Origin of the sequence: Agreia sp. Leaf244 (genome assembly GCF_001422695.1) — a bacterium.
Lineage (GTDB): Bacteria > Actinomycetota > Actinomycetes > Actinomycetales > Microbacteriaceae > Agreia.
In genome coordinates this window covers 104,295-129,517 of sequence record NZ_LMLX01000006.1, presented here as the reverse complement: position 1 = coordinate 129,517, position 25,223 = coordinate 104,295, and the positions used below count along the sequence as shown (strand labels likewise).

The window sequence follows — 25,223 nt, the reverse complement described above, 5'->3', positions numbered from 1 at the left end:
TTACGTTCCCCTACTCCGCTACCCGGGGCGACGTCGTGCCGGGGAGGTTCTGATTTCTGTCGTACTCGTGTCCGAGCTGGCCGTTGAATCCGGCGTCCTTCAGAGACTGGATGTACGTGTCGTACTCGTCTTGGGAGACGACCTTGACGTTGAAGAGCATGAGCGAGTGGTACTCGCCGCAGAGCTCCGCGCACTTACCGCTGTACGTTCCCTCGCGCTCCGGCGTGACGTACATGTAGTTCGTCTTGCCGGGGATCATGTCTTTCTTGTACAGGAAGTCGATGACCCAGAAGGAGTGGATGACGTCGCGAGCCTCGAGCTGGATCTCGACCTTCTTGCCCACGGGCAGGTACAGGGTGGGGATCTCGGACTCGACCAGGCTGCCCTGGGCGTCGTCGGGGTCGGGCTGGCCCTGGATGCCGGCGGAGTAGACGTCTTCGTCGACGTAGTTGAAGTCCCAGGCCCACTGCTTGCCGTAGACGGCGATCGTGACGTCGGGGTCGTCGTACTTGGCCTCGATGGCCGACTGGTCACGGGCGGTGAAGGCGAAGAAGCCCAGCACCAGGATGAGCGGAACGACCGTGTAGAAGATCTCGATCGGCATGTTGTAGCGCAGCTGGGCGGGGAGGCCCGTCTGGCCGCGGCGACGACGGTAGACGATGACCGCCCAGAGCGTGAGGCCCCAGGTGATGACTCCGACGATGAGGAGCACGATCCACGACGTGACCCAGAGCCCGATCACACGGTCGACGTTGTTCGTCGTTCCGGGCTCGGTGGGCAGCCACCCCTGCAGCTGCTGCTGGGTGCAGCCGGCAAGGAGGAATGCGAGGGTGGCAGCAATGGGAATTGCGGCCCAGCGGAGACGTCGAGAGCGCACCAGTGACCTTTCGGAAGACTGTGGAAGGAACTACCCACAAGTGTAGAGAACCGAGGCCTAGCCTACTCGACATAACACGCCCGCCTGAATCCACGAAGGGAGCCGCTTGACAGCGACTCCCTTGAGGAACAGCGGATTTCCGGGCCTCATGGGGCCCGAACATTCAGTGGAACGAATCGCCGCAGGCGCAGCTTCCTCCGGCATTGGGGTTGTCGATCGTGAACCCCTGCTTCTGGATGGTGTCCTCGAAGTCGATGGTTGCTCCGTCGAGGTACGGCACGCTCATCTCGTCGACGATCACCTCGACGCCGTTGTAGTCGACGACGGCGTCTCCGTCGAGCTGGCGCTCGTCGAAGTACAGCTGGTAGATGAGGCCGGAGCATCCGCCCGGCTGCACGGCGACGCGAAGGCGCAGGTCTTCACGGCCCTCCTGCACGAGCAGGCTGCGCACCTTCTCGGCGGCGGCGTCGGTGACGCCCACGCGGTGGCTGGGCGCCTCGGTCTGGGTCATTGTGGTGTCGCTCATGGCTGCTCCTAGGAAGTCGGGAAAGCACGTGCGGCGCGGTGCGCGGGAGACCCGCTCACGAACGTCGGTAGTGGTCAGTCTAAACACGCAAACCGTGCGCGGGCGGATTTCATTCCGAGAGCTGGGCGAGAGTCTTTTCGTTCAGTCGCGCGAGAAGAAGGGCTTCACTCAGGATCGCGCGCTTGAAGACGCCCAGGTGCTGCGACTCGTTGGGGCTGTGCGCTCGGGTGTCGGGGTCCTCGACGCCGGTCACGAGGATCTGCGCATCGGGAAAGACGCGGGAGAGATCGGAGATGAACGGGATGGATCCGCCGATGCCGGTGTCGACCGCGTCGACGCCCCAGCCGTCTTTCATCGCCGCCTTGGCCTCGCGTACCGCCCAGCCGCTGGTGTCGACGAGGAACGCGTCGCCGAGGTCGACGTCGGTGATCTCGAGCGTCGCTCCGAAGGGCGCGTGGGCACGGAGGTGCGCCTCGATGGCGGCGAAGGCGTCGTGCGCCTTCTGTCCGGGAGCGATGCGTGAGCTGATGCGCACGGCCACCTGGGGCAGAAGGGTATTGGATGCGTTCGCGACGCTGGGTGCGTCGATTCCGGTCACCGTGATGGCCGGCTGGAACCAGAGCCGCGACAGGATGGCACCGTGCCCGACGCTCCGCACTCCCTCCAGGAATCCGGCCTCCTCGGCCAGCTGACTCTCGGGATACTCCGGAGTCCCGCCCTGCGTTCCGACGAGGCCGTCGACGGCGACCGACCCGTCTTCGCCATGCAGCGACGCGAGCAGACGGACGGCCGCGAGCATCGCATCCGGCGCCGCGCCCCCGAACATGCCCGAGTGCGACGCGTGCTCGAGGGTGCGAACCGTCAGCTTGAATGTGACGTTGCCACGCAGGCTGATGGTGAGGGCGGGGGTGTCGACGTTCCAGTTGTCGGAGTCGGCGACGACGATGACGTCGGCGCCGAGCTGCTCGCGGTGCTTGTCGAGGAATGCTGCGAAGGAGCGTGAGCCGAACTCCTCCTCTCCTTCGATGAAGACCACCAGGCCCAGGTCGAACTCGTTCTCCGTCGCCTCGACCAGGGCGCGCACCGACGCGATGTGCGACACGACGCCGGCCTTGTCGTCGGATGCGCCGCGTCCGTACAGGCGATCGCCCCGAATCGTGGGTTCGTAGGGCGCCGACTGCCAATCGGCCTCGTCGCCGGGGGGCTGCACATCGTGGTGCGCGTAGAGCAGCACGGTCGGGCGTCCGTTCTTCGCCGCCCTCGTCGCCAGCACGGCGGGCTGTCCGAGACCCCCCTCGGGCGTCTCCGCCTGCGAGACGACGACGGAGTCGAAGGCTCCGGTGTCGTCGAGCAGCGCGGCCACCGCCGCTGCGCTCTGGGCGACGAACGACCGGTCGAAGGCCTCCCACGACACCGAGGGAATGCGCACGAGGTCGGTCAGGTCCGAGACGGATGCCGGCATGTTGCGCTCGACGATCTCGCGCACCGTCTGCTGCGCTTCGGTGAGAGATGGATTGGTCGTGCCCGTGTTCTCAGTCATAGAGGTAAACTTTATACTTCTGCACTTTTCGGCAAGGACGTACCTCGTGGCCAAAGACAAAGCACCCGCTCTCGACGCGCAGCTCGACGACGCACCGCTCAGCGGCAAGGGTCACGCAACCCCGACGCGCAAGGAGCGCGAGGCAGCGAACAGGCGTCCTCTCGTCGCCGGTGATAACAAAGAGGCCCGCAAGGCGTCGCGCGCGAAGCTGCAGGAGTCTCGCGACAGGGCCCGCATCGGCATGGCCAACGGCGAGGAGAAGTTCCTCCCGATCCGCGACAAGGGCCCCCAGCGCCGCTACATCCGCGACTACGTCGACGCCCGGTTCAGTCTCGGCGAGGTCATGATCCCGGTCATGTTCGCCGTCATTCTGGCGACCCTCGTTCCGAACCCGACCGTTCAGACGGCCCTGATGCTCGCCCTCTACGCATTCGTCGTCCTCGTGGTGGCCGACAGCCTGCTGCTCGGCTGGCTCGTCACGCGCAAGCTGAAGGCGAAGTTCGGCGACGACCGCGTCGAGAAGGGTGTGCGCTGGTACGCGGCCATGCGCGCCCTGCAGTTGCGCCCCCTCCGCCTGCCGAAGCCGCAGGTCAAGCGCGGCAAATACCCGGTCTGATCCGCGGGTCTCGACCAGGCGACAGAACAGGGCTGTTCTTGTGAAGTTCACCACGACCATCGTTCTCGACGGCAACAACACCGGCATCGAGGTTCCCGCCGAGGTCATGTCCGCACTTGGAACCGCGAGGAGGATCCCCGTCGTCGTGACCGTGGGCGGCCACAGCTATCGCAGCAGCGTCGCGCCCTACAAGGGCCGGCTGATGATCTCTCTCAGCGCGGCGAACCGTGAGGCGGCAGGTGTGTCCGGCGGTGACGAGGTCGAGGTCACTCTCGAGCCCGATACCGCTCCCCGCGAGGTGGCCGTTCCGGCCGACCTCGCCCGCGCTCTGGACGGCGACTCTGCCGCGAAGGCCCGCTTCGACGGGCTCTCGTACGGCAATCAGAACCGAATCGTGCTGTCGATCGAGTCGGCGAAGACCGAGGCCACACGCCTCCGCCGGGTCGACGCCGCGCTGGCCGAGCTCCGCTAGGCCCGTTCAGCCGCGAGAAGTGTGTCGAGCCCGCGATTGATGCGGCGCGCCCACAGGGGTCCGAGGTAGAGGAACGCGGTGTATCCCTGCACGAGGGTCGCTCCCGCTCGGAGTCGCTCGACCACGTCGTGCGCCGTCTCGACGCCGCCGACGGAGATCACGCAGAGCTCTGCCGGAACGACAGCCCGGATGAGGCGCAGCACCTCGAGGGATCGCACCGCCAGGGGTGCCCCCGAGAGTCCACCGGCGCCGGCTGCCGCCACGATCGTCGGGTCTGTGCGCAGGCCCTCGCGGGAGAGGGTCGTGTTCGTGGCGATGATGCCGTCAAGGCCCAGGTCGACAGCGAGCCGGGCGACTCTTTCTACTTCGTCGTCGGTGAGGTCGGGCGCGATCTTCACGAGCAGCGGTGTCGAGCCTGCCTCGGTCTTGACCGCCTTCAAGAGCGGCTCCAGCTTGTCGATCTCCTGCAGCCCGCGCAGCCCCGGGGTGTTCGGGGAGCTGACGTTCACGACCAGGTAGTCGGCCACCGGGGCTAGCGCCCGTGTGCTCGAGATGTAGTCGCCGATCGCGTCGTCGACGTCGACGATGCGGCTCTTGCCGATGTTGACGCCGATCACGGGCCGGTCGGGATGAGCGGTCGCCCGTGCCACCCGCAGTGAGGCCTCGGCCGCTCCCCCGTTGTTGAACCCCATCCGGTTCACAACGGCCCGGTCGGCGATGAGACGGAACAGGCGGGGCCTGTCGTTCCCCGGCTGGGGATGCGCCGTGATGGTGCCGACCTCGACGTGCCCGAATCCGAGGGCGCCCAGGCCCTGGATGCCGCGCGCGTCTTTGTCGAAGCCGGCCGCCAGTCCGAACGGGGTGGCGAAGTCGAGGCCGAGGGTCTTGACCGCGTGCGACGACCTCGATGAGGTGAATCGTCGCGCGATGCGGCCGATGCCGAGGCGCGGAATGAGGCGGATCACCGTGAAGGCGAGGTGGTGCGCACGTTCGGGGTCGAGGCGCGTCAGAACAAGGGAGAAGAGGAGCGCATACATCACTCGACCGTCGCCTGCTTCTCATCGGAAGAGCGTGACGCCGCATGCTCGACGCGCAGCAGGGTGATGGCCTCCTCGAAGTCCTCCAGCGAATCGAAGCCCTGGTACACGCTCGCGAAGCGCAGGTAGGCCACCTCGTCGAGTTCTCGAAGAGGCTGGAGGATGGCGAGACCGATGTCGTTCGCCTCGATCTGCGCGGCCCCTGAGAGGCGCACTGTCTCCTCCACGCGCTGGGCGAGGATTGCCAGGTCGGAGTCGGTGACGGGTCGACCCTGGCAGGCCTTGCGCACTCCGCTCACGATCTTGTCTCGGCTGAAGGGCACGACGACACCGCTGCGCTTGATCACGTTGAGGCTCGCGGTCTCGGTGGTGCTGAAGCGTCGGCCGCATTCAGGGCACTGGCGCCGACGCCGTATCGCGAGGCCGTCGTCGGTGGTTCGCGAATCGACGACTCGGGAGTCGGGGTATCGGCAGTAGGGGCAGAACATGGGGGAAGGCCTACCTGTCTGTGGATGAGAAACGGGCGGCCACGGCCTCGGCGTGCGCCGGCAGGTTCTCCGACTCGGCGAGGGCGTGGATGCGGCCGCTGACGTCGCGGAGGGCGGCGCTGTCGTAGCGGATGACCTGCTGCGGACGGAGGAACGTGTAGGCGCCGAGCCCCGAGGAGAACCGGGACTGGCCCCCGGTCGGGAGCACGTGGTTCGAGCCGGCGAGGTAGTCGCCGAGGCTCACGGGCGAGTACGCACCCAGGAAGATCGCCCCGGCACTGTGGATCGCGGGAAGGAGTGCGTCGGGATCGCTCGTCTGGATCTCGAGGTGCTCGGGACCGTACGCGTTGCTGAAGTCGGCCGCCGCCGCGAGGTCGTCGACGAGCACGATGGCCGACTGCACGCCGTCGAGCGCCACGGCAACCCTGTCGGCGTGACGCGTGGACCGGGCGGCGCCGTCGAGGAGCGACCGAACAGAGTCGGCGAGCCGTGCCGAGTCGGTCACGAGCACGGCAGCGGCGAGTTCGTCGTGCTCGGCCTGGCTCACCAGGTCCGCCACGACGAACGAGGCGTCGGCAGTGTCGTCGGCGATGATCAGGATCTCGGTGGGACCGGCCTCGGAGTCGATGCCCGCGCGCCCGTGCACGATGCGCTTGGCCGCGGCGACGTAGACGTTGCCGGGCCCGGTGATGACCTGGACGGGGTCGAGACCGAGCGAGGGGATGCCGTGGGCCAGTGCGCCGATCGCACCGGCACCGCCCATGGCGTAGACCTCCGTGATGCCGAGGAGACCCGCGGCACCGAGGATGGTCGGGTGCACCGAGCCGCCGAACTCCTTCTGCGGCGGCGAGACGAGGGCGATAGAGGAGACCCCGGCCACCTGCGCGGGAACCACGTTCATCACAACGCTCGACGGGTACACGGCCTTGCCGCCGGGCACGTAGAGACCGACCCTGTCGACGGGCTGCCACCGCTGCTCGACGAGCGCTCCCGGACCGAGGGTCGTGGTCGTGGGCGGGGGAACCTGGGCGCGCGTGGCCTGGCGAACCCTGTCGATGGCCGACTCGAGAGCCGTGCGCACCGCCGGGTCGAGGTGATCGACGGCATCGTCGATCTCGCTCTGGGAGACACGGATGGACGTCGGGGCGACGCCGTCGAACCGCGCAGCCTGGTCGAGGATCGCCAGCTCTCCCCGAGCGACCACATCATCGATCAACTCCTGCGCGGCGAGCTGCGCGACCGACACATCGGTCAGCGAACGAGGCACCAGGTCGCTGAGTTCGGAAGGGCTAGGCTTGTGACCTCGGAGGTCGATCGTCTGAATCATGGCCTGTTCATTGTATTAGCCGTTCCCCGGTGTCCTCTCCTCGGGGAATAGCCCGCACTCTGTGCCGCGTTGGAGGAATGCGTGACCGATACCACCAAGCCCGACGCCCCCGAGGCGACACCCAGCCAGCCGCAGACTCCAGACGACCTCCTGGCCTTCAAGCAGGCGTTCCGTCGCCACGCCGCCGGTGTGGCCGTGGTGACGGCACTCTCCCCCGAGGGCGATCCCGTTGGCTTCACCGCCACGTCGCTGTCGTCGCTCTCAGCGGTGCCGCCCATGGCGACCTTCAACATGGCCCGCTCGGCCAGCGCCTGGCGCGCGATCTCCGAGACCGAGTTCGTCGCCATCCACATGCTCGGTTCGCGCAACCGTCCGGTGGCGGAGATCATGTCGGGCGACCACTCACTGCGCTTCGCGGGCGATCACTGGCACCGGGGACCGCACGGCCTGCCGGTTCTCAATGACGTGACCGCGTGGATGGTGGGCCGGATCATCGGGCGCCTGCCGCTGCACAACAACGCGGTCGTCGCCGTTCAGATCGAGCAGGGCGGCCTCGGCGACGACGACGAGGCCCTGCTGTATCACGAGCGCTCCTACCGGCTGCTCGGCGATCACGCGTAGCCGTCAGGCGAGGCAGTTCGGCCCGAGAAGGGACTTGAGCTCTCCGTAGAGGTCGGCCGAGACGCGCACCGGGTAGGGGATCTCGAACACACGAGCCGTCTGGCCCTTGACCAGCTTGAGCCTGACCTCGGTGTCGCCCGAGTGACGGATGAGCACGTCGTTCAGCGCCTTGACCGTGTCTGTGGTCGCTCGCGCCTCGGTGAGGGAGATCTCGACCGGGCCGAAACCGCCCGCCTGGCCGAGGTCGGGCGAGAACAGGCTGAAGGCGTGCAGGTTCAGTCCGTCGTCGCGCATGCTCACGCGCCCCCGCACGACGACGATGGAGTCGTTCGTCAGCGCTGGCGCGAACTCCTGGTAGGACTTGCCCATGAACATGGCCGTGACCTCACCGCCGAAGTCCTCGATCTGGATCATGCCGTACTGGTTGCCGCTGTTGCGGGCCGTGCGGTGCTGCACGTTCGTGATCAGGCCCGCGACCGTCACCTGGTCGCCGTCTTGAGTGTGCTCGCTCGCGAGCAGATCGGTGATCGAGGTCGAGGCGTGCTTCGCCAGAGGGATCTCGAGGCCGGCGAGGGGGTGGTCGGACACATAGAGGCCGAGCATCTCGCGTTCGAACGCGAGCTTGTCGCGCTTCGTCCACTCGGGACGCTCGGGCACCTGGCTCTCGGTCTGCGGTTCGTCCCAGAGGCTGTCGAAGTCGAATCCGACCTGGCCGTTGGCCTCGGCCCTCTTGTCGCTGACCGCGCTCTCGACCGCATCCTCGTGGATCTCCATGAGTGCGCGGCGCGACGATCCGAGCGAATCGAAGGCGCCGGCCTTGATCAGCGACTCGATCGCCCGCTTGTTCGTGACGGGCAGGGGGACCTTGCGCAGAAAATCGTGGAACGACTCGAAGCGGCCCTTCTGCTCCCGGGCACCCTTGATTCCGTCGACCACGTTGAACCCGACGTTGCGCACCGCGCCGAGACCGAAGCGGATGTCCTCCCCCACGGCCGCGAAGAATCCGATCGACTCGTTGACGTCGGGCGGAAGCACCTTGATGTTCATGCGACGGCATTCGTTGAGATAGATGGCCATCTTGTCTTTCGAGTCGCCGACGCTCGTGAGAAGCGCGGCCATGTACTCGGCGGGATAGTGGGCCTTGAGGTAGGCGGTCCAGTAGGAGACCACGCCGTACGCGGCGGAGTGCGCCTTGTTGAACGCGTAGTCGGAGAAGGGCAGCAGGATGTCCCAGAGCGTCTGGACGGCGGCCATCGAGTAGCCATTCGCCTTCATGCCCGCGGAGAAGCCCTCGAACTGCTTGTCTAGCTCGGACTTCTTCTTCTTGCCCATCGCGCGGCGCAGGAGGTCGGCCTGGGCCAGCGTGAAGCCGGCGAGCTTCTGGGCGATCGACATGACCTGCTCCTGATAGACGATCAGGCCGTAGGTGGTTCCGAGCACCTCGAAGAGGGGCTCCTCGAGCTCGGGATGGATGGGCGTGATCGGCTGCAGCGCGTTCTTGCGGAGCGCGTAGTTGGTGTGGGAGTCGGCGCCCATGGGGCCGGGCCGGTACAGCGCGAGCACGGCCGAGATGTCTTCGAAGTTGTCGGGCTTCATGAGCCTGAGGAGGGAGCGCATCGCGCCACCGTCGAGCTGGAAGACTCCGAGGGTGTCGCCGCGGGCCAGGAGCTCGTAGGAGGGCACGTCGTCGAGTTCGAGATCCTCGAGGACGGGACGGTGACCCCGGTTCGATTGGATGTTGTCGAGCGCGTCGTCGATGATCGTGAGGTTCCGGAGCCCCAGGAAGTCCATCTTGATGAGGCCGAGGGCCTCGGCCGCCGGGTAGTCGAACTGGGTGACGATCTGGCCGTCCTGCTCCCGCTTCATGATCGGGATGATGTCGATCAGGGGCTCGCTCGACATGATGACGCCGGCGGCGTGGACACCCCACTGCCTCTTGAGGTTCTCGATGCCGACGGCCGTGTCGAACACGGTCCTGGCTTCCGGGTCGCTCTCGATGACCGCGCGGATGTCCGAGGCCTCCTTGTAGCGCGGGTGCTTCGAATCGAAGATGCCCGAGAGGGGGATGTCCTTTCCCATGATGGGCGGCGGCATCGCCTTGGTGAGCTTGTCGCCCATGCCGAAGGGGAAGCCGAGCACGCGGGAGGAGTCCTTGAGGGCCTGCTTCGCCTTGATGGTTCCGTAGGTCACGATCTGGGCGACCCGTTCGTCGCCGTACTTCTCGGTGACGTACCTGATGACCTCGCCGCGGCGACGGTCGTCGAAGTCGACGTCGAAGTCGGGCATGGAGACGCGGTCGGGGTTGAGGAACCGCTCGAAGATCAGCCCGTGGCGGATCGGGTCGAGGTCGGTGATGTTCATCGCGTACGCCACCATGGATCCGGCGCCCGATCCACGGCCGGGGCCGACACGGATGCCGTTCTTCTTCGACCAGTTGATGAAGTCGGCGACCACGAGGAAGTAGCCGGGGAATCCCATCTGCAGGATGACGCCGGTCTCGTACTCGGCGCGTTCGCGCACGTCGGCGGGGATGCCGTTCGGGTAGCGCGCGGCGAGACCCGTCTCGACCTCTTTGACCAGCCAGGTGTCTTCGGTCTCGCCCTCGGGCACCGGGAACCGCGGCATGTAGTTGGCACTGGTGTTGAAGACGGTCTCGCAGCGCTCGGCGATGAGCAGCGTGTTGTCGCAGGCCTCGGGGTGGTCGCGGAACAGATGCCGCATCTCCGCCGCCGACTTGAGGTAGAACTCGTCGGCGTCGAACTTGAAGCGGTTGGGGTCTGACAGCGTCGACCCTGACTGCACGCAGAGCAGGGCGGCGTGACTCGTCGCATCATGGGCGTGCGTGTAGTGCAAGTCGTTGGTTGCGACGAGTGGAAGGTCGAGCTCCTTCGCCAGGCGGAGCAGGTCGGGCATGATCTGGCGTTCGATGCCGAGGCCGTGATCCATGATCTCGGCGAAGTAGTTCTCTTTGCCGAAGATGTCGCGGTAGTCGCTCGCGGCCTTGCGCGCCTCGTCGTATTGACCCAGGCGCAGGCGCGTCTGGATCTCGCCGCTCGGGCATCCGGTGGTCGCGATGAGTCCCGTGGAATACATGCTCAGGAGCTCGCGGTCCATGCGCGGCTTGAAGTAGTAGCCCTCGATCGAGGCCCGCGACGACAGGCGGAACAGGTTGTGCATGCCCTGCGTCGTCTCGGAGAGCAGCGTCATGTGGGTGTACGCACCCGAGCCGGACACGTCGTCACGACCGGAGTTGGGACCGCCCCACTTGACACGGGTCTTGTCACCGCGAGCCGTGCCCGGTGTGATGTAGGCCTCGGTTCCGATGATCGGCTTGATGCCGGCCTCGGTCGCCGTCTTCCAGAAGTCGAAAGCGCCGAACACGTTTCCGTGGTCGGTCACGGCGACAGCCGGCATGCCCTGTTCGACAGCCGCCTCGATCAACGGTTTCACCCGCGCCGCACCATCGAGCATCGAGTACTCGCTGTGCACGTGGAGGTGAACGAATGAATCGTGGGAAGGCACAGATAACTCCGACTACAGCTGGGTGAGAGGACTCAAGTTTACGACGGCTCCCCCGACGGAGGACCTCAGTCGGCTCGGAGAATGTCGAGCGCGTGCTGCAGGTCGAGCGGGTACTGCGACTCGAACGAGACGTACTCGCGGGTTCGCGGATGCACGAATCCGAGCCGCTTGGCATGAAGCCATTGCCGGGTCAGCCCCAGGCGCGCAGAGATCGTCGGATCGGCGCCGTACATGGAGTCGCCGACGCAGGGGTGCCTCTGCGCGGCCATGTGCACGCGGATCTGGTGAGTGCGGCCGGTCTCGAGGTGGACCTCGAGAAGCGACGCCGAGGGGAAGGCCTCGAGGGTCTCGTAGTGGGTGACGCTCGGCTTGCCGGCCGCGGTCACCGCGAATTTCCAGTCGGACCGCGGGTGGCGCCCGATGGGAGCATCGATGGTGCCCGCCAGCGGATCGGGATGACCCTGCACGACGGCGTGGTAGATCTTGTCGACCTCGCGGTCGTGGAAAGCCTTCTTGAGCCAGGTGTAGGCGTCTTCGCTCTTCGCGACGACCATCAGGCCGCTCGTGCCGGCGTCGAGACGATGAACGATGCCCGCGCGCTCGGAGGCGCCGCTCGTGGAGATGCGGAAGCCTGCACCGGCAAGCGCGCCGAGAACGGTCGGTCCGGTCCAGCCGACGGACGGGTGGGCGGCGACGCCGACCGGCTTGTCGATCACCACGATGTCGTCGTCGTCATAGACGATTCCGAGGTCTGGCACGTCGATCGGAACGATCTGCACCTCGGTCTTCGGGCTCCACGTGACCTCGAGCCACGAGTCGGCCCGCAGACGGTCGGACTTGCCGACGGCAGCACCGTCGATGGTCACTCCGCCCGCATCGAGGATCTCGGCCGCGAAGGTGCGCGAGAATCCGAGCATCTTCGCCAGTGCGGCGTCGACTCGGGAGCCGTCGAGGCCGTCCGGAACCGGGAATGAACGGCTTTCCGCCATCAGGAGTTCTCGCCCGGTCGAGTCGCGGGCGACTCCTCGAGCTCGGCGCCGTCGTCGTCGGCGCGAACGGGCCGTGACCCGTCGAGACCGACCCCGCGAAGGGTCAGGATGAGGAAGAGCCCCATGCTGACGACGATGGCCGTGTCGGCGATGTTGAAGATCGCGGGCAGCAGAGGGATGCGGAGGAAGTCGACGACATGGCCGATTCCGAAGCCCGGCTCGCGGAACAGGCGGTCGGTCAGATTGCCGAGCACTCCGCCGAGCAGCAGGCCGAACACGATGGCCCAGCCGAGAGAGCGGATGCGCCGTGCGAACCACACGATGAAGACGGTGACCGCAGAGGCGAGGATCGAGAAGATCCAGGTGTAGGCGTTGCCGATGGAGAAGGCAGCGCCCGGGTTCTTGACGAACTGGAACTGGAGGAGGTCGCCCAGCACAGGGACGACCTCATCCGGTTTCAGCGTTGTGACAACGAGGTACTTGGAGCCTTGATCGAGGATTAACGCAGCGATTGCAACGAGAACCAGGACGATCAGGACCCTGGGACTGGCCTTCGCGGCAGTCCTAGCCTCCAAAGCCGGTGTAGCTCGGTGCGGCGGAGTTGGATCCGCCCTCGGTGCCTGAGGAGTCGAGCTCGCGGAGCTGGCCCTCGATGTAGCTCTTGAGCTTCACGCGGTAGTCCTTCTCGAACGAACGCAGCTCGTCGATGCGGTGCTCGATGCCGGCCTTCTCCTGATTGAGGCGGGCGAGGTCGTTGCGCTGCTTCGTCTCGGCCTCGGCGACGATGCGTGCTGCCGTCGCGTGGCCCTCGGCGATGAGCGCATCGCGCTTGTCGGCACCCTCTTTGACGTGCTCGTCGTGAAGACGGCGCGCGAGCTGGAGCAGGTTGGTGGTCGAGGCCGCGTCGTCTTCGACCGAGGTCGGCTGAGCGGCGACGGGGGCCGGTGCGGCGGCCACGGGCTCGGGCACGACCTCGTCGGCAACAACGGGCTCGTCGGCAACGGGCTCGGCCACGACGGGCGCGTCGACGGCCGCCGAGGGGGCGGATCCGCCGGAGGAGAGCTGAGCGCGAAGCTCCTCGTTCTCCTGGGTCAGTCGACGGAGTTCTACGACGACCTCGTCCAGGAAGTCATCGACCTCGTCCTGGTCGTAGCCCTCGCGGAACTTGGTCTGCGCGAAGCGCTTGTTAACAACGTCTTCTGGAGTTAACGCCATGTTCTTCCACCTTTATTACTTTTGACGAACGGGATATCGCTAACCAACGCTAGCAATAAACACGGCGCTGGGCAGGAAGGCCCTCGTCGCACGTGTCTCGATTGTGCATGACACACCCTACAACGAGCTACACCGAATACCTGACGAAGTTCAGGATCGACATGGCGATGATGACGAGCAGCATCACGATGCTCCAGCCGAAGTCGAAGGCGACCGGGCCGAGCCTGAGGGGCGGGATGATGCGCCGGAAGAACTTGATCGGCGGATCAGTGACTGTGTAGGCGACCTCGGCGACGAACAGAACGAACCCCGCCGGGCGCCAGGATCGCTGGAAACTCTGCACGAGATCCAGGACGAAGCGCCCCCACATGAGGAAGAAGTAGACGAGCAGCGCGTAATACGCGACCGACGCGATGATGATGACGAGTGAACCCACTCTTCAATTATGACTGGACGAAGAAGGAAGACTCCGCACGAGTGTCTGTCGTGGTGTCGCCCGAGACCGAGACATGCGACGGCGAGAGCAGGAAGACCTTGCTCGTGACGCGCTCGATCTTGCCGTACAGACCCTGCGAGAGGCCGCCGGCGAAGTCGATCAGGCGGCGCGCATCGGCATCCGTCATCTGCGACAGGTTGATGATGACCGGAATGCCCTCGCGGAAGTTTTCGGCGATGACCTGGGCATCTTTGTACTGCTTGGGGTGAACAGTGAGGATCTCGTTCATTTCAGTGGGTGCCACGTTCTTCTGGATGTGCGTCTTGCGCAACGGAGTCACCGGTGCTCGCGTTGCGGCAGGTGCGGCGTGCGTCTGAGCTGAGTGGGATTGGGGGGCGGGAACCGGGGCGACGGGACCGGGGGCAGGAGTTTCGTACTCCAGCTCTTCGTCCGCCAGGCCCAGGTACACCATCGTCTTGCGAAGCGGGTTGGCCATTGTGTTCCTCCGGTATGTGGTTCAGGTGCCTAGTCGAAAGATTAACCGTCCGTCGGCCGATTTCCCGTGATTGCGGTACCAATTCGTAGGTGTGTCGCACCTTCGGCGATGGCCTCCTCGAAATCGGCGGACATGCCCATGGAAAGCGAGACGGCGTCGGGCGCGACGCGCCGGATGCGATCGGACAGCTCACGCACGCGCGCGAAGGCCGCGCGGGGGTCGGCTCCGATGGGCGCGACCGCCATCAGACCCTCGAGCCGGATGCCCGGGGCGGCGAGGGCGTGCTCGACGAGTTCGTCGAGGGCGCCCGCAGCGACTCCCCCGCGTGCGGGATCGTCGGTGAGGTTGACCTGGAGGAACACCCGGGTCTCGGCGTCGTCGGAGGCGAGGGCGTCGATCAGCGAAGCCCGATCGACGGAATGGATCATGTGGGCATAGGCGCGCACCTGGCGGGCCTTCTTGCCCTGCAGCTGCCCGACGAAATGCCACCGCAGGTCTTCGAGGTCGGCGAGTTCGGCCGCCTTGTCGCGGGCCTCCTGATGCCGGTTCTCGGCGAAATCCCGAATGCCGAGGCCGTGCAGCTCCCGGATGAGAGTCGAAGGATGGAACTTCGTGACGGGAATGATCGTGAGGTCGTGCGCACTCCTGCCCGATCGGGTCGCGGCCTGCGCGACCCGATCGGTGACCTCGAAGAGTCTCGACGCGAGGGTCACTTGAGGAAGTCGGGGACGTCCAGGTCGGTGTCGTCGTCCTCCGACGCGGGATCGAAGGCGACGGCTCCCGTGAGGTGGTGCTCGCCCGTCTGCGACCATGCCGGAGCCGGAGTCTCTACAGGCTCCTCGGCGTGGCGCACCGGCGCCAGGGTGGAGATGGCGGTTCCGCCGGGGCCGTAGGGGTCTTTCTCGTCTGCCGAAGCGACGAAGCTGCCCCGCCGCTGCTCGGTGGCGTCTCCCCCGTCGAAGCCCGCGGCGATGACCGTGACGCGCACCTCGTCGCCGAGGGTGTCGTCGATGACCGCACCGAAGATGATGTTCGCCTCGGGGTGCACGGCATCCTGAACGAGCTTGGCGGCGTCGTTGATCTCGAAGATTCCGAGGTTCGATCCGCCCTGGATCGACAGCAGCACACCGTGGGCGCCCTCGATGCTGGCCTCGAGAAGCGGAGATGCGACGGCGAGCTCGGCGGCCTTGATGGCCCTGTCGGCGCCACGGGAGGAGCCGATGCCCATGAGGGCGGATCCGGCACCCTGCATAACGCTCTTCACGTCGGCGAAGTCGAGGTTGATGAGGCCGGGGGTGGTGATCAGGTCGGTGATGCCCTGCACGCCCGCGAGCAGAACCTGGTCTGCCGTGGAGAACGCCTCGAGCATGCTGATGCCGCGATCGCTGATCTCGAGAAGCCGGTCGTTGGGAACGACGATGAGGGTGTCGACCTCGTTCTTGAGGGTCGCCACGCCGTCTTCGGCCTGCGACGCGCGACGCTTGCCCTCGAAGCCGAAGGGCTTCGTGACGACACCGATTGTGAGCGCGCCGATGGACTTGGCGATGCGCGCGACGACCGGCGCTCCACCCGTTCCCGTTCCGCCGCCCTCGCCCGCGGTGACGAAGACCATGTCGGCGCCGGACAGGGCCTCCTCGATCTCCTCCGCGTGATCTTCTGCGGCTCGTCGGCCCACCTCGGGGTCGGCACCGGCGCCGAGGCCGCGCGTGAGCTCACGGCCGACGTCGAGCTTGACGTCGGCGTCGCTCATCAGCAGCGCCTGGGCGTCGGTGTTGATGGCGATGAACTCGACACCGCGCAGTCCGAGCTCGATCATGCGGTTGACGGCGTTGACGCCACCGCCGCCGATTCCGACAACTTTGATGACTGCGAGATAGTTCTGGTTGGTTGTCACGTCCGGCCTCCGCTGGAACCCTAAACCTCTAGCTGAGACTTAAAGTTATATCGAGTATGCATTTCTTGTTTCGAACCTAAGGGGATCGCCGTGTCCTGCCTCTCCACAGGCCCCGCGTGTCGCGAACTGCCGGACGAAAGCGACGCGGGCCGGGCGAATCGTTCGCGATCAGTGGGTGATCGGGGCCTCGGGCGATGAGACGTCGTATTCGGTGACGTTCGGAATGCCCGGATTCGAGATCATGCTCGCCACGATGCGTGCCTTGAGGGCCGAGTCCTCGGCGCTGCCCCACACCACACGCTGGCCGCTCGTCAGCGCCAGGGTCACGGAGTCCGGGGTCGGGGCGCTCACCGAGTCGACCTGGGCAAGGAACTCGGGAGTGAGGGCGAGCAGGACAGAGCTCGCCGCGGCGAAGCCGGGCGAGTCGACAGGCGTCGCGGCCGTGTCGATGATCGGGTAGCCCGCAGCCCGTTCCGGGGTGGTCTCGACGACCACGCCGGCGGCATCCACCAGGGTGAAGGCGCCGTCGACGGCGACGGTGACCACGGGCCGCCTCTCGACGATCCGCACGACGAGTGTGTCGGGCGGCCTGGCCTCGGTGACATAGCTCTGGATCAACGGGAAGGTCTCGAGCGTGCGTTTCACCTCGCCGAAGTCCACGAGTGTCAGGGGGCGCCCCAGCTGATCGTCGAGGGCGGCCGACACGGCGGCCGCATCGACGCGGGATGCGCCCTCCACCGTGATCGTGCGCACGGCGAGCAGGGGCGAATACGCCGTGAGCACGACGAGCAGCACGAGGGCGACCGTGCCGGCGAGGGCGATCAGGTACTTGCGACGGCGGGTGCGGGTGCCCTGCGTGAAGCGTCGGGCCTCGGCACGTTCGTACCTCCGCCGGCGCCTCTCGGCATGGGCGAGGTTCTTCTGCGCCTCGTGCGCCGACTCGACGGTCGGGTCGGTGCGACGGGTGAGCCACCACGGCTTCGACGCCGGGTCGTCGTCGCCGTCTCCTCCCCCGCTGCCGCCGGGCGCCTCGCCGAGCGGGCCGGTCGACACGTCGGGCAGCGCAGGCAGGTCGCGGAGAGGCCTCTCCGTGATCGTCGCTGCTGAGGTCGCCGACGGAATCACGGGGATGGGCTCGGTGATCGCGTCGACGTCCGACGCGTTCTCGCGCTTCGGACGCCGGACCACGGGGGGCCGACGCCGCGTGGAACGCCCATCGTTCGAGGCGGGCGGCGTCTCGGCGGGAGGGGGCCCGGCGGGCGGCGGGGTCACGCCAGGAGGTCGTTTCATGCCGCGGGCGGCGCCTGGGTCTCGCGGGCCAGGGCCTCGAGCAGCTGCGGCACGATGAGGTTGACGTCACCGCAGCCGAGCGTGACGACGTAGTCGCCTTCTCGCGCGATCGACGCCGTGAAATCGGCGGCCTGCTGCCAGTCGGCGATGTAGCGCACGGCGGCGGGATCCTCGAACCTCTCGGAGACGAGTGCGCCCGTGACACCGGGAACGGGGTCTTCGCGGGCGCCGCACACGTCGAGCACGACCGTGAAGTCGGCCGTGCGCTCGAGCGTCTCCGCGAACTCTGCGGCCATCAGCTGCGTACGCGAGTAGAGGTGCGGCTGGTGCACGGCGATGATCCGTCCGCCGCCCACGACCGTGCGCGCCGCCGTCAGAGCCGCGGCGACCTCGGTCGGGTGGTGCGCATAGTCGTCGTAGACGCTGACGCCCCGCACCGTGTCGTGCAGCTCGAACCGGCGACCGGTTCCGCCGAACCGGCCCACGGCATCCAGAATCTGAGAGGCCTCGAAGCCCATCCCCACCAGCACGGCGAAGGCGCCCGCGGCATTCAGCGCGTTGTGCCGCCCCGGCACGAGCAGCGTGCCCGCGTAGTCCTCGCCGAGATAGCTGATGCGGAAGGCGACCACGTCGCCCGTCTCGACCGAGTGGAGCCTCACGTCGGCGCCGTCGCTCTCACCGAAGGTGAGCACCCGACGGGCGTCGAGTCGTTCCGAGACGCGGACCGCGCCGGCGTCGTCGGCCGAGATCACGACGAGCTCGGATGCCTCGTCGGCGAACCGCACGAACGCGTCCTCGACCGCCTGAACGGAACCGTAGTGGTCGAGGTGGTCGGGATCGACGTTGGTGATGAGCGCGACGGCCTTGTCGTACAGCAGGAAGGAGCCGTCGGACTCGTCGGCCTCGAGCACGAAGATGTCGCCTGTTCCGCTCGCGGAGCTGGTGCCGAGCGCGGATATGACTCCCCCGTTGACGAAGCTGGGCTGCTGGCCGAGCTCGATCAGGCCGGTCACGATCATTCCCGTCGACGTGGTCTTTCCGTGGGCTCCGGCGACGGCGACGAGGCGGTGACGGCCCGCGAGCCAGGCGAGGGCCTGGGAGCGGTGCAGCACCGGAATGCCCCGCTCCTTGGCGAGGAGATACTCCGGGTTGTCGGGCCAGAGGGCGCTCGTGACCACGAGCGTGTCTGCATCGCCCAGGTTCTCGGCGGCGTGCCCGATGTTGATCGTGGCGCCGAGATCGCGGAGAGCGCGAGTGCCCTTCGACTCCTTCGCGTCGGAACCCGAGACCCGGAGGCCCGCCTCGATCATCAGTCGCGCGATGCCGCTCATGCCCGACCCGCCGATTCCCACGAAGTGCACCGATCCGAGTTCGGCGGGTATCTGCTGGCTGAGGTCTGGCTTGATCACGGTGCTGGGGCTCATCTCTTCGAACGGAACCGGACACGGCGTGCAGCCGGTTCAGATGACAAGGTTACGCTCTCGCCAGCGCGCGACGGATCAGCTCGACCAGCCGCGCGTCGCCGTCGGCTATGCCGACGTTGCGGGCGGCATCGGCCATCCCCGTGATCCGCGCCCGGTCGGCGAGCAGGCTGAGCAGTTCGCCGTCGACGAACTGCGGCGTGAACCGCGCGTCGTCGACCAGGATCGCCGCATACGCCTCGACGAGATCGTGCGCGTTGACCTTCTGCTCGCCGTTTCCTACGGGATAGGGCACGAGAACACTGGGCAGGCCGAGCACGGCCAGCTCCGACACTGTGGCAGCCCCCGCCCTTGCCACGACCAGGTCGGCGGCGGCGAAGGCGAGGTCCATGCGGTCGGAGTACCGCACGACCCTGTACCCGTCGACACCCGGATCGACCAGGTCGGGCTTGTCTCCCCAGATGTGCAGGATCTGCCACCCTGCGTCGAGGACCGAGCCGTAGGCATCCCGGATCGTGTGGTTGAGCCTCTGCGCGCCGAGCGATCCTCCGGTGACGAGGAGCACAGGCACGTCGCGCGCCAGACCGAAGGTGTCGCGCGCGGTGGCGGACATCGCGGCCGTGTCGAGCCGGGAGATCTCACGCCGGAGCGGCAGCCCGGTGAGCGTGGCATGCGGCAGGGGCGTGCCGGCGAAGACCACGCCGACATAGGGCGTGAACCGCGCACCGAGCTTGTTCGCCAGGCCGGGTCGGGCATTGGCCTCGTGGATGACGACGGGAACGTGTGCGCGTCGGGCCGCGAGATAGGCGGGTGCGGCCGCATAGCCGCCGAATCCCACGACCACGTCGACCGACCGCTCCACGATGAGTGAGCGAAGCTGCTCGACGACGCCGAGGAGGCGGGGGAAGAAGGTCAGGGCAGCCCCGCTCGGCCTGCGAGGGAACGGAAGCCGCGGAATGGTGACGAGCTCGTAACCGCGGAGCGGCACCAGCCTCGCCTCGAGGCCTTCGGCCGTGCCGACGACGATGATCGTCGCCTCGGGCTCGCGACGCCTCACCTCGTCGGCGGTGGCGAGCAGGGGGTTCACGTGACCCGCCGTGCCCCCTCCCGCAAGAAGGTAGGTGGTCATCGGGTCGCCTTCTCGGCGGGCGCGTCGGCCATCAGGTCGCGCTGCCGCGCGATGGAGAGGACGAGCCCGATGCCGACGAGGGTGGTCACGAGGGCCGAGCCTCCCGAGGAGATGAGCGGCAGGGGCACGCCGAGGACGGGGATGACCTGCAGCACCACGGCGATGTTGACGAAGGCCTGCCCGATGATCCAGACCATCGCCGATCCCGTGACGACCCGCGAGAAGAGATCGGTGGAGGACCTCACGATCCGAAGGAACGAGACCGCCAGCACCACGAAGAGAGCCAGCACCACGATGGCGCCGACGAGGCCGAGCTCCTCGCCGATGATCGCGAAGATGAAGTCGTTGTCGGCAGCGGGCAGCCAGAGCCACTTGGCCTTGCTGTTGCCGAGGCCCACTCCGAACACCCCGCCGGCGGCCATGGCCCAGTCGGCGTGCTGGTTCTGGTACGACAAACCAGACTGGTCGCCCGACCCGATGCCGAGGAAGTTCTCGATGCGGGAGAGCCGAGACGAGCTCGACAGGGCGATGATGACCGTGAGAACGAGGCCGATGATGACGGGGATCACCAGCATGCGCAGCCTGACGCCGGCGAAGAACAGGGCCCCGAAGACGAGGGCGGTCATGATCATCACGGTTCCGAGGTCGCCGCCCAGCATTACGACGAAGATGCCGAGGCCCGCGACAGGAAGCGCAGGGATCAGCACGTGGCCCCAACGACCGAGGTACGGCTCCTTCTTCGCGAGGATCACGCCGAGCCAGGCGACGAGCCCCACCTTGATCAGCTCGGACGGCTGCGCGTTGAAGCCGCCGATTCCGATCCAGTTGCGGTTGCCGCCCACCTCGATGCCCAGGGGCGTCGTGAGCACCAGGAGCTGCAGCGCGATTCCGGTGACCAGGGGAAGCCAGGCCCAGCGCCGCCAGAAGCGCACGGGCAGCTGCGAGATGACCAGCATCAGCGGCACGCCGACGATGGCGAAGACGGCCTGGCGCCAGAAGACGCCGAAGGAGCCCTGCGATCCCGCGTACGACGAGATCGAGCTCGACGAGAGAACCATGACCAGGCCGAAGAGCAGGAGGAAGAGCGTCGTGCCGAGAAGGAGGAAGTAGCTTCGCGATTCTGGTTGGAACGCGCGACCCAATGAGATGCGGGCGCTTCTGCCCCCGCGGGTGCGGTCAGTCGTCGGGGGCCGAGTCGCCGTGCTCGCGCCCGGCATCCGGCTGCCCGCCGTCTGCGGCGGCAGCGTCTGCGGCGTCAGCGTCTGGGGCCGCACCGGTCGGGTCCGCACTGTCGGTCGTGTCGTCGTCAGCCGGATCGCCTCCCAGGTAATGTCGCACGGCGCGTGCAAAGCGGTCGCCACGGTCGGAGTAGTCGGTGAATTGATCCATCGACGCGGCGGCCGGTGCCAGAAGCACCACGTCACCGGGCACCGCGAGGGCGGCAGCCAGTTCGACAGCGACCGACATGACACTTCTAGTCTCCGTGCCGGTCACCTCTCGCACCGGAAGGTGGGGCGCGTGTCGCTCGAATGCCTCTCGCAGTGCCGTGCGGTCCTCGCCGAGGAGAACGACTCCGCGCAGCTGTGCGGCGCGGGCGCGGACCAGCGGCTCGATGTCGACGCCCTTCAGCAGTCCCCCGGCGATCCAGACCACCGACGGATAGGCGGAGAGCGACGCGGCCGCGGCGTGCGGGTTGGTCGCCTTCGAGTCGTCTATCCAGGTGATCTTGTCGCGCATCCCGACCACCTCGATGCGGTGGCGGTCGAGGCGGAATGTCTCGAGCGCGGTCCTGATGTCCGGGATCGAGACTCCCACGCTGCGGGCGAGGGCGGTGGCCGCCAGCACGTCGGCAACGGTGTGGGGGGCGCCGAGGCCGAGCCCGGCCAGGCGGGACACCGTCGTGATCTCGAGCGCGGAGCTGAGCCTGTCGTCGTGGAATGCACGGTCGACGAGGATTCCGTCGACGATTCCGAGGTCGCTGGGCCCGGGCACTCCGAGGTCGAACCCGATGGCTCGGGCACCCTCGACGACCTCCGCGTCTTCGACCATCTTCAGGGTGAGCGAGTCGGCCCGGTTGTAGACGCAGGCGGCGCGGGTGTTCGTGTAGACGCGAGCCTTCGCCGCGACGTACGCGTCCATCGAGCCGTGCCAGTCGAGATGGTCCTCCGCGACGTTGAGGCAGACGGCCGCCCACGGAGACATGCTCGACGTGGAGTGCAGCTGGTAGCTCGACAGCTCGACGACGAAGACATCGAATCCCTGCGGGTCGCGGACCGCGTCGAGCACCGGGACGCCGATGTTGCCGCAGGGCGCCGCCCTCAGCCCTCCGGCCGCCAGCATGGCGGCCGTCAGCTGCACGGTGGTCGTCTTTCCGTTGGTTCCGGTGACGGCGATCCACTCTGCGGGCGCACTGCCCGCACCGGATGTGCCGACCTTGTCGCGCAGCCGCCAGGCGAGTTCGACGTCGCCCCAGACGGGGATGCCCTTCTCGATCGCCCAGGTGATGACCGGATGATCCGGGTGGAATCCCGGAGACACGACCAGGAGTTCGGGATCGAGGGTCTCGAGCTCCTGCGGAACCGAGGCCAGTGGGCTCGCCTGCACCAGCTCGGCGCCGATGACGTCGAGCATGAGCCTGTAGCGGTCGTCGACCTTCTCTGCGACGACGAGAACGCGCGAGCCGAGCTCCGCCAGCGTGTCGGCTACGGAGAAACCGGTGATCCCGAGCCCGAGAACGCCGACCCGGAGGCCCGACCAGTCGTCGTTCCAGCTGGTGAGTCCGAGCGCCCTGCCGTAGGCGGGCTCGGTCATCGGGAGATCCATTCGAGGTAGAACGACCCCACGCCGGCGGCCACGAGGAGTCCGGCGATGATCCAGAATCTCACGACGATCGTGACCTCGGCCCATCCCTTGACCTCGAAGTGGTGGTGCAGCGGGCTCGCAAGCCAGATGCGCTTGCCCCGGGTGAGCTTGAAGTAGGTGAGCTGGATGACGACCTGCCCGGCGACGATGACGAAGATTCCGCCGATAACGATCAACAGCAGCTCGGTGCGGCTCAGGATGGCGAGGGCCGCAAGGGCTCCGCCGAGCGCGAGCGACCCGGTGTCGCCGAGGAAGATCTTCGCCGGGTTGGTGTTCCACCACAGGAAGCCGATCAGGGCGCCGACGATGGCGGCGGCGACGATCGCCAGGTCCATCGGGTCTCGCACCTCGTAGCACTTGCCGAGCACGTCGGGGTCGAGCTGCGGGTTGAAGCAGTTCTGGCTGTCCTGCCAGAAGCCGATGAAGACGAAGGCGCCGATCGCGAGGATGCTCGACCCGGGCGCGAGGCCGTCGAGACCGTCGGTGAGGTTGACCCCGTTGGACGTGCCCATGACGATCACGCAGACCCAGACGACGAACGCGATCACCACGATGGCGGGCACGACCAGCATCGTGAAGTTGATGTGGGTGTCACGCACGATCGAGATCGCCGTCGACGCCGGCGTCAGTCCGTTTTCGTCGCGGAAGTTCAGCGCTAGCAGCGCGAACACGACTCCGACGACGATCTGTCCGACGAGCTTGGCGATGGGGCCGAGGCCCAGGCTGCGTTTGCGATGGGTCTTGATGAAGTCGTCGATGAACCCGACGATGCCGAGTCCGACCATGAGGAACAGGACGAGCAGCGCCGAGATCGAGATGCCCCGGTGCGTGAAGAGCAACGCCACGAAGTATCCGAACAGTGTGGCGAGGACGATGACGATTCCGCCCATCGTGGGCGTTCCCCGCTTCACGTGGTGAGACTCGGGGCCGTCCATGTTGATGAACTGGCCCCAGGCCAGGCGCTTGAAGAGTCGGATGAAGACGGGCGTCATGAAGAGCGTGAAGACCATCGAGAGGGAGCCTGCGGCGAGAAGGGTGATCATGCGAACAGCTCCCCCAGACGATCGCCGAGGAACCGGAGGCCCGCGGAGTTCGACGACTTGACGAACACGATGTCGCCCGCACGCAGATCGGGTGCGAGCACGTCGTAGGCCTCGTCGGCGGTCTCGACGAACAGGGATTCGCCGTCCCAGGACCCCTCGTGGGTCGCGGCGAGGTGCAGGGCCCTTGCCCCCTCCCCCACGACGACCAGCTTCTCGATGCCGAGCCGCACGATCATGCGGCCGATGCGGTCGTGCTCCTCGAGCGAGAACTCGCCGAGCTCGCTCATCTCCCCGAGCACCGCGACCTTGCGCGACGACGGCGTCGCGATCTGGGCCAGCGTCTTGAGGCCGGCGACCATCGAGTCGGGGCTCGCGTTGTAGGCGTCGTTGATGATCGTGACGTCGTCACGGCCCCCGAGCACCTCCATGCGCCACCGTTCGGCCCTGGTCACGGTCTGCAGAGCGTCGACGATGCGATCGATGCCGACGCCGAGGCTCTCCGCCGCGGCGGCCGCGGCCAGCGCGTTCATCACGTGGTGCTCGCCGAGCACACGGAACCGCACCGGGCGGCTGTCGCCGGACGCCAGTGTCAGAACGAAGTCGGTGCCGGATGCGTGGGCGACGACGTCGTGGGCGCGCACGGCCGCGCGCTGGTCGAGGCCGAACCAGACGACGCGTGCGGCGGTCTTGTCGGCCATCCCCGCGACCCGGGGGTCGTCGATGTTCAGCACGGCGACGTCGGTGGCCTCGAGGTCGGACACCATCTCGGTCTTCGTGGCCAGCGTGGTGGCGATGCCGCCGAATTCGCCGGCGTGCGCCAGTCCGACGGTCAGGACGACGCCGACGTCGGGCTTGGCCATGCGGATGAGGCGCGTGATCTCGCCCGGGCCGGATGCGCCCATCTCGGCGACGAGGTACCGGCTCGACGGCGTCAGCTTCAGCATGGTGAGCGGCGCGCCCACCTCGTTGTTGAACGAGTCGCGCGGCGCCACCGTCTCGCCCTCGGTCTCGAGGATCGAGCGGAGGAGGTTCTTCGTGGTCGTCTTGCCGTTCGAGCCCGTGATGCCGACGATGCGGAGCAGCCCGTGCTCGCGGACCCGCCGAACGACCTCGGTCGCGAGGGCGCCTAGGGCGAGCACGGCGTCGTCGACGATGATCTGGGCGACGGACGCGTCTGACGGCCGTTCGGCGATCACCAGCGCGGCGCCGGCCGAGACCGCCTTGTCGATGAAGAGGAACCCGTCGCTGAACTCCCCGGGCTTCGCGACGAAGATGCCGCCGTCGCGGATCTCGCGCGAGTCGGTGTCGACCGTTCCGGCGACGACCGTCTGCGGCGATGTTCCCGCCGCCACGACCGTGTCGGGAAGGACGAGTCTGCCGCCGATGATGCCGGCGATGTCGTCAAGTGTGAGTTGGAGCATG

Annotated in this window: 24 protein-coding genes; 3 read left to right on the top strand and 21 right to left on the bottom strand. The window is 67.2% G+C overall.

Translation table 11 applies throughout. The features are described from left to right. Positions 1 to 10: 10 nt before the first annotated feature. The 3 genes from ctaC to ASF06_RS17475 form a co-directional block, all read right to left on the bottom strand. Positions 11 to 880, bottom strand: a complete 870-nt coding sequence (gene ctaC / locus ASF06_RS17485; RefSeq protein WP_055950057.1) for an aa3-type cytochrome oxidase subunit II — start codon at positions 878 to 880, stop codon at positions 11 to 13. 160 nt (positions 881 to 1,040) lie between these two features. Then, positions 1,041 to 1,403, bottom strand: coding sequence for an iron-sulfur cluster insertion protein ErpA (gene erpA / locus ASF06_RS17480; RefSeq protein WP_055950054.1), 363 nt, complete (start codon positions 1,401 to 1,403; stop codon positions 1,041 to 1,043). Between the two features lie 109 nt (positions 1,404 to 1,512). Then, a complete protein-coding gene (locus ASF06_RS17475) occupies positions 1,513 to 2,943 on the bottom strand; it encodes a dipeptidase (protein WP_055950051.1) in 1,431 nt (476 codons plus the stop codon). A 46-nt stretch (positions 2,944 to 2,989) separates the two neighbouring features. Between ASF06_RS17475 and ASF06_RS17470 the strand changes: the two genes are divergently transcribed. After that, a complete protein-coding gene (locus tag ASF06_RS17470) occupies positions 2,990 to 3,559 on the top strand; it encodes a DUF3043 domain-containing protein (protein WP_055928485.1) in 570 nt (189 codons plus the stop codon). 40 nt (positions 3,560 to 3,599) lie between these two features. Then, the gene (locus tag ASF06_RS17465) at positions 3,600 to 4,031 is read left to right on the top strand and encodes a YdeI/OmpD-associated family protein (RefSeq protein WP_055950048.1); all 432 of its coding nucleotides are present in this window, start codon (positions 3,600 to 3,602) and stop codon (positions 4,029 to 4,031) included. Here the strand turns inward: ASF06_RS17465 and ASF06_RS17460 are convergent. Genes ASF06_RS17460 through hisD form a run of 3 tightly spaced genes read right to left on the bottom strand, consistent with a single transcriptional unit; the run spans position 4,028 to position 6,883 of the window. Continuing rightward, complete coding sequence (locus tag ASF06_RS17460; RefSeq protein WP_055950043.1) at positions 4,028 to 5,068, bottom strand: quinone-dependent dihydroorotate dehydrogenase; 1,041 nt, start codon at positions 5,066 to 5,068, stop codon at positions 4,028 to 4,030. The two genes, ASF06_RS17465 and ASF06_RS17460, sit on opposite strands and share 4 nt — an antisense overlap. Further along, positions 5,068 to 5,556, bottom strand: coding sequence for a transcriptional regulator NrdR (gene nrdR, locus ASF06_RS17455; protein WP_055950040.1), 489 nt, complete (start codon positions 5,554 to 5,556; stop codon positions 5,068 to 5,070). Before nrdR ends, ASF06_RS17460 begins: the two co-directional genes overlap by 1 nt. Positions 5,557 to 5,566: 10 nt before the next feature. Further along, positions 5,567 to 6,883, bottom strand: a complete 1,317-nt coding sequence (gene hisD / locus ASF06_RS17450) for a histidinol dehydrogenase (RefSeq protein WP_055950036.1) — start codon at positions 6,881 to 6,883, stop codon at positions 5,567 to 5,569. Positions 6,884 to 6,964: 81 nt separating this feature from the next. Here hisD and ASF06_RS17445 point away from each other — a divergent pair, with 81 nt between their 5' ends. Further along, positions 6,965 to 7,504, top strand: coding sequence for a flavin reductase family protein (locus ASF06_RS17445; RefSeq protein WP_082501051.1), 540 nt, complete (start codon positions 6,965 to 6,967; stop codon positions 7,502 to 7,504). Positions 7,505 to 7,507: 3 nt separating this feature from the next. Here ASF06_RS17445 and dnaE read toward each other — a convergent pair whose 3' ends face one another. From dnaE to ASF06_RS17370, 15 genes are all read right to left on the bottom strand, one after another. Then, a complete protein-coding gene (gene dnaE / locus ASF06_RS17440) occupies positions 7,508 to 10,975 on the bottom strand; it encodes a DNA polymerase III subunit alpha (RefSeq protein WP_055930659.1) in 3,468 nt (1,155 codons plus the stop codon). Between the two features lie 116 nt (positions 10,976 to 11,091). Beyond that, positions 11,092 to 12,015: an RluA family pseudouridine synthase gene (locus tag ASF06_RS17435; protein ID WP_055950034.1), complete on the bottom strand. Its 924-nt coding sequence runs from the start codon at positions 12,013 to 12,015 to the stop codon at positions 11,092 to 11,094. Next, a complete protein-coding gene (lspA, locus tag ASF06_RS17430) occupies positions 12,015 to 12,590 on the bottom strand; it encodes a signal peptidase II (protein WP_055950031.1) in 576 nt (191 codons plus the stop codon). The genes ASF06_RS17435 and lspA overlap by 1 nt, the downstream gene beginning before the upstream one ends. Beyond that, positions 12,580 to 13,230 (bottom strand): DivIVA domain-containing protein, encoded by a 651-nt coding sequence (locus ASF06_RS17425; RefSeq protein WP_055928467.1) that lies wholly within the window; start codon positions 13,228 to 13,230, stop codon positions 12,580 to 12,582. The genes lspA and ASF06_RS17425 overlap by 11 nt, the downstream gene beginning before the upstream one ends. 127 nt (positions 13,231 to 13,357) lie before the next feature. After that, positions 13,358 to 13,666, bottom strand: a complete 309-nt coding sequence (locus tag ASF06_RS17420) for a YggT family protein (RefSeq protein WP_055928464.1) — start codon at positions 13,664 to 13,666, stop codon at positions 13,358 to 13,360. 7 nt (positions 13,667 to 13,673) lie between these two features. Next, positions 13,674 to 14,162 (bottom strand): cell division protein SepF, encoded by a 489-nt coding sequence (locus ASF06_RS17415; RefSeq protein ID WP_055950028.1) that lies wholly within the window; start codon positions 14,160 to 14,162, stop codon positions 13,674 to 13,676. A gap of 41 nt (positions 14,163 to 14,203) precedes the next feature. Continuing rightward, a complete protein-coding gene (locus tag ASF06_RS17410) occupies positions 14,204 to 14,875 on the bottom strand; it encodes a YggS family pyridoxal phosphate-dependent enzyme (RefSeq protein WP_055950025.1) in 672 nt (223 codons plus the stop codon). Continuing rightward, entirely contained in the window at positions 14,872 to 16,056 is a 1,185-nt protein-coding gene (ftsZ, locus tag ASF06_RS17405; RefSeq protein WP_055950022.1) for a cell division protein FtsZ, read from the bottom strand. Before ftsZ ends, ASF06_RS17410 begins: the two co-directional genes overlap by 4 nt. Before the next feature lie 168 nt (positions 16,057 to 16,224). Next, positions 16,225 to 17,346: an FtsQ-type POTRA domain-containing protein gene (locus ASF06_RS19270; RefSeq protein ID WP_082501049.1), complete on the bottom strand. Its 1,122-nt coding sequence runs from the start codon at positions 17,344 to 17,346 to the stop codon at positions 16,225 to 16,227. Beyond that, a complete protein-coding gene (gene murC, locus ASF06_RS17395) occupies positions 17,343 to 18,755 on the bottom strand; it encodes a UDP-N-acetylmuramate--L-alanine ligase (RefSeq protein ID WP_055950113.1) in 1,413 nt (470 codons plus the stop codon). The genes ASF06_RS19270 and murC overlap by 4 nt, the downstream gene beginning before the upstream one ends. A gap of 64 nt (positions 18,756 to 18,819) precedes the next feature. Beyond that, positions 18,820 to 19,896: a UDP-N-acetylglucosamine--N-acetylmuramyl-(pentapeptide) pyrophosphoryl-undecaprenol N-acetylglucosamine transferase gene (locus ASF06_RS17390; protein WP_055950019.1), complete on the bottom strand. Its 1,077-nt coding sequence runs from the start codon at positions 19,894 to 19,896 to the stop codon at positions 18,820 to 18,822. Further along, entirely contained in the window at positions 19,893 to 21,038 is a 1,146-nt protein-coding gene (ftsW, locus tag ASF06_RS17385; protein ID WP_235501061.1) for a putative lipid II flippase FtsW, read from the bottom strand. The genes ASF06_RS17390 and ftsW overlap by 4 nt, the downstream gene beginning before the upstream one ends. Positions 21,039 to 21,072: 34 nt before the next feature. Further along, positions 21,073 to 22,707: a UDP-N-acetylmuramoyl-L-alanine--D-glutamate ligase gene (murD, locus tag ASF06_RS17380; protein WP_082501047.1), complete on the bottom strand. Its 1,635-nt coding sequence runs from the start codon at positions 22,705 to 22,707 to the stop codon at positions 21,073 to 21,075. Further along, positions 22,704 to 23,801, bottom strand: coding sequence for a phospho-N-acetylmuramoyl-pentapeptide-transferase (gene mraY, locus ASF06_RS17375; RefSeq protein WP_055928448.1), 1,098 nt, complete (start codon positions 23,799 to 23,801; stop codon positions 22,704 to 22,706). Before mraY ends, murD begins: the two co-directional genes overlap by 4 nt. Next, a complete protein-coding gene (locus tag ASF06_RS17370; protein ID WP_055950017.1) occupies positions 23,798 to 25,222 on the bottom strand; it encodes a UDP-N-acetylmuramoyl-tripeptide--D-alanyl-D-alanine ligase in 1,425 nt (474 codons plus the stop codon). The genes mraY and ASF06_RS17370 overlap by 4 nt, the downstream gene beginning before the upstream one ends. Between the last annotated feature and the right edge of the window lies 1 nt (position 25,223).